Origin of the sequence: Streptomyces sp. NPDC008317 (assembly GCF_042955955.1) — a bacterium.
Lineage (GTDB): Bacteria > Actinomycetota > Actinomycetes > Streptomycetales > Streptomycetaceae > Actinacidiphila.
The window spans coordinates 439,463-453,642 of record NZ_JBIBFQ010000003.1 but is presented as its reverse complement, the minus strand read 5'-3'; the positions used below and the strand labels follow the sequence as shown (position 1 = coordinate 453,642).

The window sequence follows — 14,180 nt, the reverse complement described above, 5'->3', positions numbered from 1 at the left end:
GAGATCCGGAGGAACACCTGAGATGCGGTCGCCCATGAGCCCCGTGCCCGACCTCGTCCTGCGCCGCGCGCGCATCCCGCGCACCCCGGGGCAGTGGGACCTCGTGCTGCGCGACGGCCTGATCGAGAGCGTCGCGCCGACCGGCGGCGACCTCCCGTCGGCGGCCCTCGACCTCGACGGGCGCTTCGTGCGCCCCGGCCTGTGGGACGCGCACACCCACTTCGACCAGTGGGTCATCCGCAGCCGCCGGGTCGACCTCGCCCCCGCCACGTCCGCCGCGCACGCTGCCACGATCATGCGCGACGCGCTGGCCGCCACCGCGTCCGACCTCCTGGTCGGCTACGGCTTCCGGGACGCGCTGTGGCCCGACGCCCCGAGCCTGGCCGCCCTCGACGCGATATCGGCCGACCGCGGCCTGGTGCTCGTCTCCGGCGACCTGCACTGCGGCTGGCTCAACTCCGCCGCCGCGCGCCGCCTCGGCGTGCGCCCGCCCGAGGACGGCGTGCTGCGCGAGACCGAGTGGATCGGAACGCTCGACGTCCTCGACCGCGACCACCGGCCCGAGGCCGCCGACCACCGGGCCGCGGCCCAGGCCGCAGCGGCCAGGGGCGTCGTCGGGATCGTGGACTTCGAGAACGCCGACATCACCCGCTTCTGGCCCGAGCGGGTCGCCGCCGGAGTGACCGCGCTGCGCGTGGAGGCGTCGGTGTGGCCCGACCGGCTCGACGACGCGATCGGCCGCGGCCTGCGGACCGGTGACCTCCTCGAACCGAGCGGGCTCATCACCATGGGGCGGCTCAAGATCGTGGTCGACGGCTCCCTCAACACCCGTACGGCGCTGTGCTGGGACCCCTATCCGGGGCTGCCCGCCGACCACCCGCACCCGTGCGGAGTGCAGTCCGTCGCACCCGAGCGGGTCGGGGAACTGCTCGCCCGCGCGGACGCGGCGGGCATCGCGGCGGCCGTCCACGCCATCGGCGACCGCGCCAACACCCAGGTGATCGACGCCTTCGAGCGCCTGGGCATACCGGGCACCGTCGAGCACGCCCAGCTCGTGTCCGCCGCCGACTTCGCCCGCTTCGGCCGGCTCGGCCTGGTCGCGAGCGTGCAGCCCGAGCACGCCATGGACGACCGCGACGTCGCCGACACGCACTGGGCGGGCCGCAGCGACCGGGCGTTCGCGTTCCGCTCGCTGCTGGACGCGGGGGCGACCCTCTCGCTCGGCTCCGACGCGCCCGTCTCGCCGCTCGACCCGTGGGTGGCGATCAGCGCCGCCGTCTCGCGCAGCCGCGACGGCCGCGAGCCTTGGCACCCGGACGAGCGGATCACCCGCGAGGCGGCCCTGTCCGCGAGCGCCCGCGGCCGGATAGACGTGACGGCCGGTGACCCGGCCGACCTCGTCGTCCTCGACGAGGACCCGCTGGAGCTGGACGCCGAAGCGCTGCGCACCCTGCCGGTCGCCGCCACCGTGCTGGGCGGCCGGCCCACCTGGACGAACCTGTAGGAGATCCGATGCCCACCCTCATCACCCCCGCCGGCATCGAGGTCCATTACGAGACCGACGGCGACCCGGCCGGGCGTCCGCTGGTGCTCGTGCACGGCGGCGGCGCCCAACTCATCGGCTGGCACGACGCGTTCGTGGCGCTGTTGGCCGACGCGGGCTTCTACGTCGTACGCCCGGACAACCGGGACGTCGGGCTCTCCCAGCAGACCGGCGGACCCGACGAGTTCGCCGCCACGTACGACCTCTCCGACATGGCCGACGACGTCGTCGCGCTCCTCGACCACCTCGGCATCGGCCGCGCGCACCTGGCCGGTATGTCGATGGGCGGCTACATCGCGCAGTTGGTCGCGATCGAGCACCCCGGACGGGTCGCGAGCCTGGGCCTGATGTCGACCTCGCCGTCGAGCGAGCCGGAGTTCCTGGTCGGGACGCACGGGGACGGTCAGCCGGTGTCGCGGGCGCCCGAACGGCTGGACCGCGCGGCCTACATCGAGATGTTCGTCGGCGGCCAGCGGAACTACCAGTCGCCGGGCTTCCCCTTCGACGCCGAGGAGTCGGCCGCCCTCGGCGCCCGCTACTACGACCGGGTCTACCGGCCCGACGGCCTGGTGCGGCAGTGGAACGCCATGCTGCGCGGCCCGTTGGAGCGCCGCGACGACCTGCGCGAGGTCACGGTGCCGACGCTGGTCATCCACGGGCGCGGCGACCAGTCCCTGCACTGGCGGGCCGCGCTGGCCTTCGCGGAGATCATGCCGCGGGCCGAGGTGCACCTCTACGAGGAGATGGGCCACGACATCCCGCGCGAGCTGTGGCCCGACTTCGTCCGCGCGTTCGCGCGCACGGCGGCGCGAGCGGAGCGGAGCGACCATGCGTGAGACCCCCGAGTACACCGGCGGCGGCCTCGCCTGGGCCGCGGACCTGCTGCGCGGACACCCCTGGGCGACCATGGTGTCCAACGGCGCCGACGGCGCGGGGCCCGTCGTCTCGCACTACCCGTTCCTGATCGAGGAGCCCGAGGAGTCCGGGGCCCCAGAAGACTCCACGGCCCCCGGCGAACTGGTGCTGGTCAGCCATGTCGGCCGCCCCGACGAGGCGCTGCACCGGCTCGGCACCCAGGAGCTGTGCGTGGTCGTCTACGGCCCCAGCGGCTACATCTCGCCGAGCTGGTACGACCTGCCCACCGCCGTACCCACCTGGAACTTCGCCACCGCCCACCTGTACGGCGTGCCCGACATCCTCCCCGACGAGGAGAATCTGGCCGTCCTCGACCGGCTCGTGGCCCACTTCGAGGCGCCCGTGCCCAACCCGTTCCTGATGCGCGGCACGGCGGAGAACGCCGCCTACGCGCAGCGCATCGTGCACGGCACGGTCGGCTTCCGCATGCGGGTCACCCGCGCGGTCACCAAGGAGAAGATGAGCCAGGACAAGCCGGAACCGGTCGTCGCGCGCATCCTCGCGGCCCTCGACGGGGACGGCCCGTACGCGAACCCCGGCCTTGCCGCGCGGATGCGCGCCGTGCGCGACTGACCGCGCCGTGCCCGGCCCCGTCGCTCAGCGGCGGCTGGCGCCGAGCAGCCGCACCCGGCAGGCGAGTTCGACCGCGAAGCGCGTGTCCGGGTCGTCGAGGTCGAGCTGGAGCGTGTCGCGGACCCGCTTGAGCCGGTAGCCGACGGCGTTGGGGTGCAGATTCAGCTCGCGGCCCGCGTGGGCCAGGGAGTTGCGGTGCGACAGGTAGGCGAGCAGCGTCTGCACCGAGATGTGCGCCCGCTCGGGTCCGAGCGCGTCCAGCGGCAGCAGGATGTCCGCCAGCAGGCTGCGGCTGGTCGGGGAGGCGTACACGTCGAGCAGCACCCGGCGCAGGCCCGTCACGTCCGTCAGCTCGACGCTGCCGAGGCGCCCGGCCGCGATCGCGGAACCGGCGGCGATCCGCGCCTCCGCGGCGGACGAACGCAGCCCCGCCGCGCCCGTCTGCGGGGTGCCGAGGCCGAGCGTGTACTCCCACCCGTGCCCGGTCAGGCCGCGCGCGTACTCCTGGAGCCGGACGGCCACCTCCCGCAGCCGCCGCTGGTGGTCGCCCGCGCCGTGCTCCTCGGTGCTGACCAGGAGCAGGTCGTCCTGGACGAACGCGACGTGCCACATCTCGTCCCGGCCGTCGACCAGTTGGAGCGCGAACAGCTCAAGCGCGGGCTGCACGCTGCGCGGAGCCCGCGCCTCGGGGTTGTCGAGGCCGGTCGGGATCAGCCAGGCCGCGACGTGCGAGAGCTGGAGGGGGAGCCCGAGCATCGCGGCCTGGCCGACGAAGCCCTCGACCCGGTGGGACTCGGCGAGCACCAGCTCGACGATGAGGTCCGACCGCGACTGGGTGGGCGCGAAACGGTCGCTGATCTGGCGCTGGGCGGCCCGCGACAGCAGCGAGGCGACGACGGGCAGGGCGATGGCCATCGCCGGGTCCGACCGGTTCCCGACGAGCCGCCCGATCGGCACCTCGCCGACGCAGACCGCGTCGGCCGCCGACCAGGTCACGGTGGCGTCCTCCACCACGGCGAGCTCCGAGCCGAGCATGCGGTTGGCCTCGGCGAGGATGTGCTCGGGCGTCCCGTCCGGTCCCGCCGCGGCCTCGGTGGCCTTCTCGATGGCGTGCGTCGCCCGCATGATCGCCTCGGACGCGCCGCCCGACAGCAGCCGGTCGACCACGAGGGCCAGATCGGCCGACCGCGCGCCGGGAGCGGCGAAGACCGGCACACCGCCGCGGTCGGCGAGCACCCTGGCGGTGTCGGGCAGGGTCAGCTCGGTCGTGAACACGAGCCCCGCGACCTCGCGCGCGCTCGCCTGACGCAGCGCCACGTCCAGCCGGTACGGCGGCGGGTGCTCGGTGCCGGGAACGATGACGAGGGTTCCGGCGGGCACGGTGCCCAGCAGGTCGAGCGGCGAGACGTCCACCCGTACGACGGCGCGCCCGTCCGCGGGCCCGGCGCGGTGCCGGATGCCGAGGCGGTCGCCCTGGGCGGCGAGGTCGGAGACGGTCAGTTGTGCCATCAGCACAGTATGACGCGATTCTCTGGACTCTCGGGCCATAGGTGCGGTCAGGGCGCCGCCATATCGTGAGGCCCATGGTTCACACACCCCTCGACGCGCCCGCCCCTCACAGGGCCTCCGCCGTCGCGGCCTCAGACGTCGCGGCGCTGGCCGCGGGCACAGCGATCTTCGGCACCGGGGGCGGCGGGGCGGTCTACACCTCGCAGATCGTCGCCGAGGAAGCGCTCCGCGCGAACGGCCCGGTGCCCCTGGTCACCGTCGACGATCTCGGCCCCGACGACCTGGTGATCCTCATGTCGGGCATCGGCGCCCCCACCGTGGGCATCGAGATGCTCTCCTCCAACCGCCAGGTCGACCTCCTCGTCCGCGAGGCAGAGGCCGTCGCCGGCCGCCCCATCACCGCCCTCATGGCCGCGGAGATCGGCGGCAGCAACGGCGTCGGGCCGGTGGGCTGGGCCTCCCGCCTCGGGCTGAAGCTGCTCGACGCCGACGGCATGGGCCGGGCCTTCCCCGACGCGGCGATGGTCGCCATGAACGTCGCCGGTGTCCCGTGCGACTTCTCCGTCCTGAGCGACGTGGTCGGCAACGTCTCGGTGCTCAAGACCGTCGACCTGCACTGGCTGGAGCGGCACGCGCGCGCCCTCACCGTCGCCAGCGGCTCCATCTGCCTCGGCGTGCACTACCCCCTCACGGCCGAGACGGCCAAGGGCGCCGTCGTCGAGGGCACGGTCAGCGCCGCCATCCGCGTCGGCCACGCCCTGCTCTCCTCACCCGAGCCGGTCGCCGCCGTGGCCGCGGAGCTCGGCGGCTCGATCCTGCTCACCGGCAAGATCACCGACCTCGACCGCCGCACCGTCGGCGGTTTCTCCCGCGGCTCCGTGACGATCGCCGGTACGGGCACCGACCGCGGCAGGCTCCAGCGCCTGGAGATCCAGAACGAGAACCTGGTCGTCCTGGAGGACGGCGAAGTGCTCGTGAGCGTCCCCGACAACGTCACCATCATCGACGCCGAGACCGGCCACGCGATCACCACCGAGATGCTGCGGTACGGCCAGCGCGTCTCCGTACTCGCCTGGGCCTGCGACCCGATCTGGCGGACACCGCGCGGCCTGGAACTGGCCGGACCGCGGGCGTTCGGATACGAGCTGACCTACACCCCCTTCGAAGGAAGCACCCGATGACGGCCACGCGCGATCTCTCCATCGGCGTCGACGTCGGCGGCACCAACACCGACGCCGTCGCCATCGACAGCACCGGCACCGTGCTCGCCCACACCAAGCAGGCGACGACCGACGACGTCACCGGCGGCATCAGGGCCGGAATCGCCCATGTGCTCACAGCGCTCGGCGAGGACCGGTCACGGGTCTCACGGGTCATGCTCGGCACCACGCACGCCACCAACGCGATCGTCGCCCGGCGGCAGCTCGACCGGGTGGCGACCATCCGGCTCGGCGCCCCGGCGGCGACCGAGTACCCGCCGCTGCTCGGCTGGCCGGGCGATCTCGCCGGGCTCATCCTGGCCGGGTCCGCGATGGTCGGCGGCGGCCACATGGTCGACGGCACGCCGATCGCGCCGCTGGACCGGGACGCCATCCTGCGCTTCCTCGACGGCCTCGACCACTTCGACGCCGTCGCCGTGACCGGCATCTTCAGCCCCTCGATGCCGGACCAGGAACTCGAGGTCGCCGAACTGCTCCGCGCCCACCTCGGCCCCGACGCGCGCGTCTTCCTCAGCCACGACATCGGTCCCACCGGTCTGCTGGAGCGGGAGAACGCCACCGTCCTCAACGCGGCGCTGCACAGCGTGGCCCGCTCGGTCACCGAGGCCCTGGTGACGGTCGTCGACGAGGAAGGGCTCGACGCCGTCACCTTCTTCGCGCAGAACGACGGCACGCTGATGTCGCTGGACTACGCCGCCCGGTACCCGGTGCTCACCATCGGCTCCGGCCCCGCGAACTCCATCCGCGGCGCGGCCTACCTCTCCGGCGCCACCAACGCGATCGTCATCGACGTCGGCGGCACCACCTCGGACCTGGGCGTCGTGGTGAACGGATTCCCCCGCGAGTCCACGCTGCCCCGCGAGATCGGCGGCGTACGGACCAATTTCCGGATGCCCGACATCCTCAGCCTCGGCGTGGGCGGCGGTACGACCATCGACCCGGTGACCGGCGCTGTCGGACCGGGCTCGGTGGGCTACCGGATCGCGACGGAGGGCCTGCTCTTCGGCGGCCGGACGCCGACCCTGACCGACGCGGCGGCCCTCGCGGGCGCCTCGATCGCCGGACGGACCCTCCCCGCCCAGACGGCCGCCAACGAGCAGGCGCTGCGCGCCGCCCTGGAGCGCGCGCACGTGCTGATCGAGGAAGCCGTGGAACGGCTCTCCCTCGGCCGCGCCGACCTGCCGCTCGTGGTGGTCGGCGGCGGCGGCTTCCTCGTACCCGACGACCTGCCGGGCGCCGGTCCCATCGTGCGGCCCGACCACGGCGACGTGGCGAACGCGGTGGGCGCCGCGATCTCGCTCGCCGGAGGCCGCGCCGACCAGATCAGCCCGCTGGAGGACCGGGAGGCGGCCATCGCCCAGGCGTCGGAGGCCGCGATCGCCAAGGCGATCCAGGCGGGCGCCGACCCGCTGGAAGTGGCCGTCGTCGACGTGCTGGAGACCCCCGTCCCCTACAGCGACCGGCCGACCGTGGAAGTGTCGGTCAAGGCCGCGGGACCGCTGGCGCGGCTCGGCGAACGGGCCGCGGCGCGGTGACGGGGTTCACCGCGGGTGACGCGGCGCTCGCCGACCTCGTGGCGCTGCGCCGCGCACTGCACGCCCACCCCGAGGTCGGCCTCGACCTGCCCCGGACGCAGGCGGCGGTCCTCACCGCGCTGGACGGCCTCGGCCTGGAGATCACCACCGGGGACGGTCTGACGTCGGTGACGGCCGTGCTGCGCGGCGGCCGGCCGGGCCCCGTCGTCCTGCTGCGCTCCGACATGGACGCCCTGCCGGTCCTGGAGGCCACCGGCCTGCCGTTCGCGGCGGCCAACGGCGCCATGCACGCCTGCGGCCACGACCTGCACATGGCGGGCCTGGTCGGCGCCGCCCGGCTCCTCGCGGCCCGCCGCGCGCAACTGCCCGGCACCGTCGTGTTCATGTTCCAGCCCGGCGAGGAGGGATACGCGGGCGGTCGGCTGATGATCGAGGAAGGCGTCCTGGACGCGGCGGGCGAGCGCCCGGTCGCCGCGTACGCCGTCCATGTCGACTGCGTGACGCCGAAGGGCCGGGCGGTCACCCGGCCGGGTCCGATGATGTCGAGCGTCAGCGCGCTGCACATCCGGGTGACCGGGACCGGGGGCCACGCCGCCTACCCCCACCACGGGTTCGACCCGGTCCCGGTGGCGGCCGAGATCATCCTCGCGACGCAGTCCTTCGTGGCGCGCCGGATACCGGTCGCCGACCCGGCCGTGGTCTCGGTGACCCGTGTCTCCTCCGACTCCGCCGCGGGCAACGTCCTCGCCGCCTCCGTCAGCCTGGAGGCGAACATCCGCGCCCTGTCACCCGCGACGCTCGCGCTGGTGCGTGACGAACTCCCGGCGCTGGCCGTCGCGCTCGGCGAGGCGCACGGCTGCGCGGTCGACACCGAGTACGTCGAGTCGTACCCGGTGACGGTCAACGACCCGGCAGAGACCGAGCGGGTGCTCGCGGTGCTCGACGAGCGCTACGGCGACCGGGTGGTGCGCCTGCCGTTCCCCGGCATGGCCTCGGAGGACTTCGCCTACGTGCTCGAAAAGGTGCCCGGCACGCTGGTCTTCCTCGGCGTACGGCCCGAGGCCGGTACGAGCGGTCCGATGCACTCCGATCGGGCGGTCTTCGACGACTCCCGCCTCGACGAACACGCGGCGCTCCTGGCGGAACTGGCATGGCGCCGCCTCGCGGGCCGAGGGGCGCCGCGCCCGCGGTGACCGCTCAGCCGAGCGCGCGCTCGAACAGGCGCGAGAGGACGATCGCGCTCCGGGTCCGGTAGAGCCGGTCGGTGCGGCGGATCTGCTCGATGGTGTCCTCCGACTCCGCGATGGAGCCCGCCAGGACACGGACCAGGGCGTCCGCGTCCGCCGACACGTTCCACACCCCGACACGTTCGAAACAAACGTTCAAGGAGGACATTGTGCACGCAGAGACCACCGTTCCGCAGCGCCGGGTGAGCCGTCTCGCCAACAACTACGCGCCCCTTCCGGTGCGGGCCGAGTCCGCGCGGGGCGTCTGGGTCACGGACGCCTCGGGCAGCCGCTTCCTCGACATGCTCAGCGCCTACTCCGCGATGAACTTCGGCCACGGCAACCCCACCCTGCTCGCGGCGGCCCACGACCAGCTCGCGGCCATGACCCTGATCAGCCGCGCCTACGACCACACCGAGATGGAGCGGTACGCCGCGGCCCTCTGCGACCTGGCCGGCAAGGACATGATGGTGCCGATGAACACCGGCGGGGAGGCCGTCGAGACCGCCATCAAGGTCGCCAGGAAGTGGGCCTACGAGGTCAAGGGCGTCCGCGAGAACCGGGCCGAGATCATCGTGGCCTCCGGCAACTTCCACGGCCGGACGACCACCGTCGTCGGCTTCTCCGACGACCCCGACGCCAGGAACGGATTCGGACCGTTCACCCCGGGCTTCGTGACGGTGCCCTACAACGACGCCGCGGCCCTGGAGGCGGCGATCACCCCCGACACCGCCGCCGTGCTGCTGGAGCCGGTGCAGGGCGAGGCCGGTGTGATCATCCCCGACGCGGGCTATCTGCCCGCGGTGCGCCGGATCTGTGACGAGCGGGGCGTCCTGTTCCTCGCCGACGAGATCCAGTCGGGCCTGGGGCGCACGGGGGAGACCTTCGCCTGCGACCACGTCGGAGTGACGCCCGACGTCTATATCCTGGGCAAGGCGCTCGGCGGCGGCATCGTCCCCGCGTCCGCGGTGGTCGCCGACAGCGACATCCTCGGTGTCCTGCGCCCGGGGCAGCACGGCTCGACCTTCGGCGGCAACCCGCTGGCCTGCCGGATCGGGACCGCCGTCGTCGACCTGCTGAAGACCGGGGAGTACCAGGAGCGCGCCCGGACCCTGGGGGCGCGACTGCGGGACGAGGTGACGCCGTTGGTCGGCCAGGGGCTGGTCTCGGTCCGGACCATCGGGCTGTGGGCGGGGATCGACGTCGACCCCGCGCTCGCCACCGGCCGTACCGTCTGCGAGGAACTGGCCCGGCGCGGTGTCCTCGCGAAGGACACCCACGGCTCCACCGTGCGGCTCTCGCCTCCCCTGGTGATCGAGCCGAGCGAGCTGTCCTGGGGCGTCGCCCAGCTCGCCGACGTCCTGCGGGCACTGGCGTAAGCGGGTTCCGCCGTCCACGGGACGGCAGTGACGAGGGCCCAGGATCCGGCGGTGGTGATGGACGGTGGGCCCATCGCCGCCGGTCGGCGCCACGGCTATCGTGCGGCGCAGAGGCGGAAACAGACATACGGCACGCGGGCCGTGTCCACGCGGCGGAGCCGACGAGAACGAAGAGGCAGGGGTGCGCGATGCACAGGGACCAGCCGGAGACCGGCGCCGACGGCAGGGCCGCACTGACCGGAGTGGTCGTCGTCGACCTGTCCCACGTCCTGGCGGGACCGTACGCCGCGCAGACGCTGGCCGACCTCGGCGCGACCGTCATCAAGGTCGAGAACCCCGCGAACCCCGATGTCTCGCGCGGCTTCCCACCGTACCTGCGCTCGGACGACGAGGAGTTCAGCGGGTACTACGGCCAGTACAACCGCGGCAAGCTCGGTGTCTGCCTCGACCTGGCCCGTGACGAAGGCAAGCAGGCCCTCAAGGACCTGGTCGCCCACGCCGACGTCCTCGTCGAGAACTTCCGGCCCGGCACCATGGACAAGCTCGGCCTGGGCTACGAGGTGCTGGCCGGGATCAACCCCCGCCTGGTGTACACGGCCATCTCCGGCTACGGCCAGACGGGCAGCCGCCGCCGCCGTCCGGCCTTCGACAGCACCGCGCAGGCCGCGGGCGGCCTGTGGTCGATGAACGGCTACCCCGACACCCCGCCGGTGCGGGTGGGCGTCACCATCGGGGACCTGTCGGCCACGATGTTCGCCGTCATCGGCACCCTGGCCGCCCTGCGGCACGCCGAGAGCACCGGCGTCGGCCAACTGGTCGACGTCGCCCAGGTCGACAGCGTCGTCGCCATGACCGAGACGGCCGTCGTCGACTACACCGTCGACCGGAAGGTCGCGGCACCGGCCGGGAACGAGCACGCCTGGGTCAGGCCGTACGAGCTGTTCCCGTGCGCCGACGGGCAGGTGTTCTTCGGCGGCTACACCGACAGGCTCTGGGCGGCCAGTTGCGCGCTGTTCGGCACACCGGAGGCGGCCACGGACCCCGAGATCGACACGATGCGCAAACGCTTCGACAAGGAGACGTACGACCGCCGGGTGAAGCCGCTGGTCACCGGCTGGTTCGCCGGGCGGACCCGGCAGGAACTCGAAGACCTCGCGGGCGATGTCATCCCGCTGACGGCCGTCCGCGACATCGGGGAGGTCGTCGAGGACCCGGGCACCGCCGAGCGGGACATGATCGTCGAGGCCGACTACGGCCCGCTGGGCGCGCTGCGGATGTTCGGCTCGCCCATCAAGCTCAGCGCCACCCCCGCCGTGCCGGGGCGACCGGCCAACAAGGTGGGGGAGCACACCGACGAGGTGCTGCGCCGCTTCGCGGGCTACGACCGGGCGCGGATCGAAGAGCTGCGCGCGGCGAAGGTGATCTGACGATGGGTCAGGAGATCGTCCGTCGCGAGCCGTTGCTGACCGGGCCCGCCGCCGCGTATCGCTCCACCTTCGCGCCCAGCGCCCCTGAGCCGGTCCCCGGCGAGCCGCTGCCCCCGGGCTGGGAGGGGATCTACTTCCCCTTCGACGCGGCCTTCGCCGACCTGCGCCCCGACGGCTCGCCCGGCGCCGACGGCACGGTGCCCGACCCCGGCCTGCCCCGGCGCATGTACGCCGGTGAGGACACCCGCTTCCTGCGGCCCCTGTGCTACGGCGACACGGTCGAGCAGCGCACCGCGCTCGGCGCCGTGACCCGCAAGCGCGGCCGGGCGGGGGAGCTGGTCTTCGCCGACATCGAGCGGAGCTACCTGGTGGACGGCGCCGTCGCGGTCACGAGCACCTGGCACGACGTGTTCCTGCCCGCGAGCGACCCCGCCGCCGCGCCCGCCGACGTACCCGCGGGCGAGGCCGAGCAGTGGGACTGGTCGCGGCGGGCGACCCTGGACAGCCGGCAGCTCTTCCGGTACTCGGCGCTGACCTTCAACACCCACCGGGTGCACTACGACCGGGCCTGGGCGCAGGACGTCGAGGGCCTGCCCGACCTGCTGGTGCACGGCCCCCTGATGCGCATGCTCCTGCTCGACTTCGCGACGCTTTCACTGCCCGGCCGCACGGTCCGCGAGTTCTCGGTGCGCTCGGTCTCGCCCGCGTTCGTCGACCGGCCGGTGACCCTGGTCGGCCGCGAGGACGCCGACGGCGTACGGGTCCGCGCCCTGGACGCCGACCATCGCGTACTCGCCCGGGGCCGGGTGCGTACGGACACGCTCTAGAGGCGGCGCAGCCGCTCGGCGATCTCGTCCAGGCGGACGGCGAGCGACAGCCGGAAGAACAGCTCGTCGTCGCGCCAGCCCTCGCCCAGGAGCCGGGTCAGCCGTTCGATCCGCTGGAGGATCGTGTTGGTGTGGAAGCCCAGCTCCCGGCCGGTCCTGGTCGGGCTCGACTGATTGCGCACGAAGGCGCGCAGGGTGGCGAGCAGATCCGTACCGTGCTCGGCGTCGTAGCGCCGTACCGGCCCCACCATCGTGTCGAGATACGCGGTCAGGGCGGCGGGGTCGGGCTCGAAGACGGCCGCGTAGGGGTGGTAGTCCTCGGCCCGCGCCGCGAGGTCGCCCGCCCCCAGCGCCTGGAGCAGCCGGACGGTGCGCTGCGCCGTCACGACCGCCGCGGGCAGGTCGCCGGACGCGGCGGCGCTCACCGACAGGACCGGGACCGACAGCGCCGCGCGCAGCTGGTCGTGGAGCCGCTGGACCGTGACGCCGGGCTGCCGGGACGACAGGGCGACGGCGACATGGCCGCCGTACTCGCCCACCAGCGCCCGGCTGTGCAGCGGACCGAGCAGCGTACGGGTCGCCTGCGGCCGGTGCTCGCCCGGCACGGCGAAGAGCACGAGGGTGTCGAGGTCCTGGACGGGGACGCGCAACCGCTTGGCCCGGCGCACCGCGTCGCGACGGCGGTCGGGCGAGCCGTCCAGCAGATCGGCCAGCAACTCGCCCTGCCTGCGGTGCTCCGCGTCGGACACGGCCTGCCGCTGCATGGCCAGGAGCGTGCCGACCTGCGCCCCCCGCTCGATGGTCCGCAGGTCGACGGAGCTGAGCGGGAAACCGCCCGTACCGAGCAGCACCGCGCCGAAGTAGTACGAGCCGGTCGTCAGGGCGGCGACCGCCCCGATGTCCCCGCCGTCCTCGACCAGGACGCAGCGGCCCGAGTCATGGCTGGCCCGGACGGCCTCGGCGACGGGTGCGCGGCGCAGTTCGTCGGCGGACAGGGCGCGCCCGGCCGTCACGATCACCTCGCCGTACTCGTCCACGACGGCCACCGCGCGGTCCAGGGCCTCGGCGAGCTTCTCCGCGATCGGCGAGAAGTCGCTGTCCTCCAGCACGGACCGGATGAGCTGCTGATGCACCGCGTTGGCGCGGTCCCGCTCGACCAGGTGCTCCCTCAACCGCTCCAGGGCGTCGCGCGCCTCCTCCTGCGAGCGCTGGAGGCGCTGGAGCCGCTGCGCGGTCTGGAGCACTACCGAGGCGTGGTTGGCGAGCGCCGAGAGCAGCGCGACCTGCTCGGGGGTGAAGGCGTGCTCGTCGCGGGTCCCGACGAACAGCACCCCCAGGACGTCCTCGTCGGAGAGCAGCGGCACGCCGAGGAGCGAGACCAGGCCCTCGGCGGCGACCGCCTCGGACAGCGAGTCCTCGTGCCACCCGGCGGAGTCGTCCTCGTAGCGCGTCACCCACTGCGCGGCGCGGGTCTCGACCACGAGGCTGGCCAGTCCGCGGCCGGGCGGCACCACCAGGCGCTGGAAGCGCGGGCTGACCGAGCCCGCCGTCTTGCGGACCCGCAGCGTCAGGCTGGCGGCGTCGAACTCCGACAGATACGTGACGTCGGAGTCGATCATGTCGTGCGCGCGCTCCACCAGCCGGGCCAGCAGCGCGTCGGCGTCCCGCTCCTCGGCCAGCTCCCGGGCGCTGGAGAACAGGGCGGTCAGCTCGTGCTCACGGCGGCGCAGCCGCAGTTGGTCGCGCCGCAGCCGGTACAGCCGCTCCGCGGCGCCGCCGGTCACGCCGAGGTCCGCGAGCGCGCCGTCCAGCCGGTACGGGTCCACCGCCTGTTCGCCGACGGCCGCGTCCAGGACGACCGCCAGCGCCCGCGCGCGGCCGTCCGCCGTACCGCCGTCCGCCGTACTCCGGTCCGCCCGCTCGGCTCCGCTCTCCACCGCGACCGCTCCCTCCGCGCGCCGCGCCGGCCTCCGCCGTCGGCCGCTGTGCGCTGCGCACACTCAGCGTGCCGTACGGCGTGCTGATG

The 14,180-nt window shown here is 73.8% G+C and carries 12 protein-coding genes; 9 read left to right on the top strand and 3 right to left on the bottom strand.

Annotated features, from left to right (window positions below; translation table 11 throughout):
- Positions 1–22: 22 nt before the first annotated feature.
- The 3 genes from ACFY9V_RS11645 to ACFY9V_RS11635 are packed head-to-tail and all read left to right on the top strand — an operon-like array spanning position 23 to position 3,031.
- Positions 23–1,504: an amidohydrolase family protein gene (locus ACFY9V_RS11645; protein WP_391160973.1), complete on the top strand. Its 1,482-nt coding sequence runs from the start codon at positions 23–25 to the stop codon at positions 1,502–1,504.
- An 8-nt stretch (positions 1,505–1,512) separates the two neighbouring features.
- Entirely contained in the window at positions 1,513–2,379 is an 867-nt protein-coding gene (locus ACFY9V_RS11640) for an alpha/beta fold hydrolase (RefSeq protein WP_391160970.1), read from the top strand.
- Positions 2,372–3,031: an FMN-binding negative transcriptional regulator gene (locus tag ACFY9V_RS11635; RefSeq protein ID WP_355332832.1), complete on the top strand. Its 660-nt coding sequence runs from the start codon at positions 2,372–2,374 to the stop codon at positions 3,029–3,031. Before ACFY9V_RS11640 ends, ACFY9V_RS11635 begins: the two co-directional genes overlap by 8 nt.
- A gap of 24 nt (positions 3,032–3,055) precedes the next feature.
- On the opposite strand, the gene ACFY9V_RS11630 is transcribed toward ACFY9V_RS11635, so the two are convergent.
- Positions 3,056–4,540, bottom strand: coding sequence for a helix-turn-helix domain-containing protein (locus ACFY9V_RS11630; RefSeq protein ID WP_355332829.1), 1,485 nt, complete (start codon positions 4,538–4,540; stop codon positions 3,056–3,058).
- Between the two features lie 74 nt (positions 4,541–4,614).
- Between ACFY9V_RS11630 and ACFY9V_RS11625 the strand changes: the two genes are divergently transcribed.
- From ACFY9V_RS11625 to ACFY9V_RS11615, 3 genes are read left to right on the top strand one after another with little or no spacing between them, the layout of a single operon-like run.
- Positions 4,615–5,721, top strand: coding sequence for a DUF917 family protein (locus tag ACFY9V_RS11625; RefSeq protein WP_391046362.1), 1,107 nt, complete (start codon positions 4,615–4,617; stop codon positions 5,719–5,721).
- On the top strand, positions 5,718–7,295 hold the full coding sequence (locus ACFY9V_RS11620; RefSeq protein ID WP_391160967.1) for a hydantoinase/oxoprolinase N-terminal domain-containing protein: 1,578 nt from the start codon (positions 5,718–5,720) through the stop codon (positions 7,293–7,295). Before ACFY9V_RS11625 ends, ACFY9V_RS11620 begins: the two co-directional genes overlap by 4 nt.
- Entirely contained in the window at positions 7,292–8,488 is a 1,197-nt protein-coding gene (locus tag ACFY9V_RS11615) for an amidohydrolase (protein WP_391160965.1), read from the top strand. The genes ACFY9V_RS11620 and ACFY9V_RS11615 overlap by 4 nt, the downstream gene beginning before the upstream one ends.
- Positions 8,489–8,492: 4 nt before the next feature.
- On the opposite strand, the gene ACFY9V_RS11610 is transcribed toward ACFY9V_RS11615, so the two are convergent.
- Positions 8,493–8,681, bottom strand: a complete 189-nt coding sequence (locus tag ACFY9V_RS11610; RefSeq protein WP_391160962.1) for an Lrp/AsnC ligand binding domain-containing protein — start codon at positions 8,679–8,681, stop codon at positions 8,493–8,495.
- Positions 8,682–8,691: 10 nt separating this feature from the next.
- Between ACFY9V_RS11610 and rocD the strand changes: the two genes are divergently transcribed.
- From rocD to ACFY9V_RS11595, 3 genes are all read left to right on the top strand, one after another.
- On the top strand, positions 8,692–9,900 hold the full coding sequence (rocD, locus tag ACFY9V_RS11605; RefSeq protein ID WP_391160960.1) for an ornithine--oxo-acid transaminase: 1,209 nt from the start codon (positions 8,692–8,694) through the stop codon (positions 9,898–9,900).
- A 188-nt stretch (positions 9,901–10,088) separates the two neighbouring features.
- Positions 10,089–11,327 (top strand): CoA transferase, encoded by a 1,239-nt coding sequence (locus tag ACFY9V_RS11600; RefSeq protein WP_391160958.1) that lies wholly within the window; start codon positions 10,089–10,091, stop codon positions 11,325–11,327.
- A gap of 2 nt (positions 11,328–11,329) precedes the next feature.
- Positions 11,330–12,154 carry a hypothetical protein gene (locus tag ACFY9V_RS11595; protein ID WP_391160956.1) on the top strand — a complete coding sequence of 275 codons (825 nt, stop codon included), beginning with the start codon at positions 11,330–11,332 and terminating at the stop codon, positions 12,152–12,154.
- On the opposite strand, the gene ACFY9V_RS11590 is transcribed toward ACFY9V_RS11595, so the two are convergent.
- Entirely contained in the window at positions 12,151–14,091 is a 1,941-nt protein-coding gene (locus tag ACFY9V_RS11590; protein WP_391160955.1) for a GAF domain-containing protein, read from the bottom strand. The genes ACFY9V_RS11595 and ACFY9V_RS11590 overlap by 4 nt on opposite strands.
- Positions 14,092–14,180 lie beyond the last annotated feature (89 nt).

Bases quoted from the DNA above. Each gene is read 5' to 3' on its own strand.
- ACFY9V_RS11635 (WP_355332832.1), top strand. From the start codon at position 2,372: ATGCGTGAGACCCCCGAGTACACCGGCGGCGGCCTCGCCTGGGCCGCG.
- ACFY9V_RS11625 (WP_391046362.1), top strand. From the start codon at position 4,615: ATGGTTCACACACCCCTCGACGCGCCCGCCCCTCACAGGGCCTCCGCC.
- ACFY9V_RS11620 (WP_391160967.1), top strand. From the start codon at position 5,718: ATGACGGCCACGCGCGATCTCTCCATCGGCGTCGACGTCGGCGGCACC.
- ACFY9V_RS11645 (WP_391160973.1), top strand. From the start codon at position 23: ATGCGGTCGCCCATGAGCCCCGTGCCCGACCTCGTCCTGCGCCGCGCG.
- ACFY9V_RS11595 (WP_391160956.1), top strand. From the start codon at position 11,330: ATGGGTCAGGAGATCGTCCGTCGCGAGCCGTTGCTGACCGGGCCCGCC.
- ACFY9V_RS11600 (WP_391160958.1), top strand. From the start codon at position 10,089: ATGCACAGGGACCAGCCGGAGACCGGCGCCGACGGCAGGGCCGCACTG.
- ACFY9V_RS11640 (WP_391160970.1), top strand. From the start codon at position 1,513: ATGCCCACCCTCATCACCCCCGCCGGCATCGAGGTCCATTACGAGACC.
- ACFY9V_RS11630 (WP_355332829.1), bottom strand. From the start codon at position 4,540: ATGGCACAACTGACCGTCTCCGACCTCGCCGCCCAGGGCGACCGCCTC.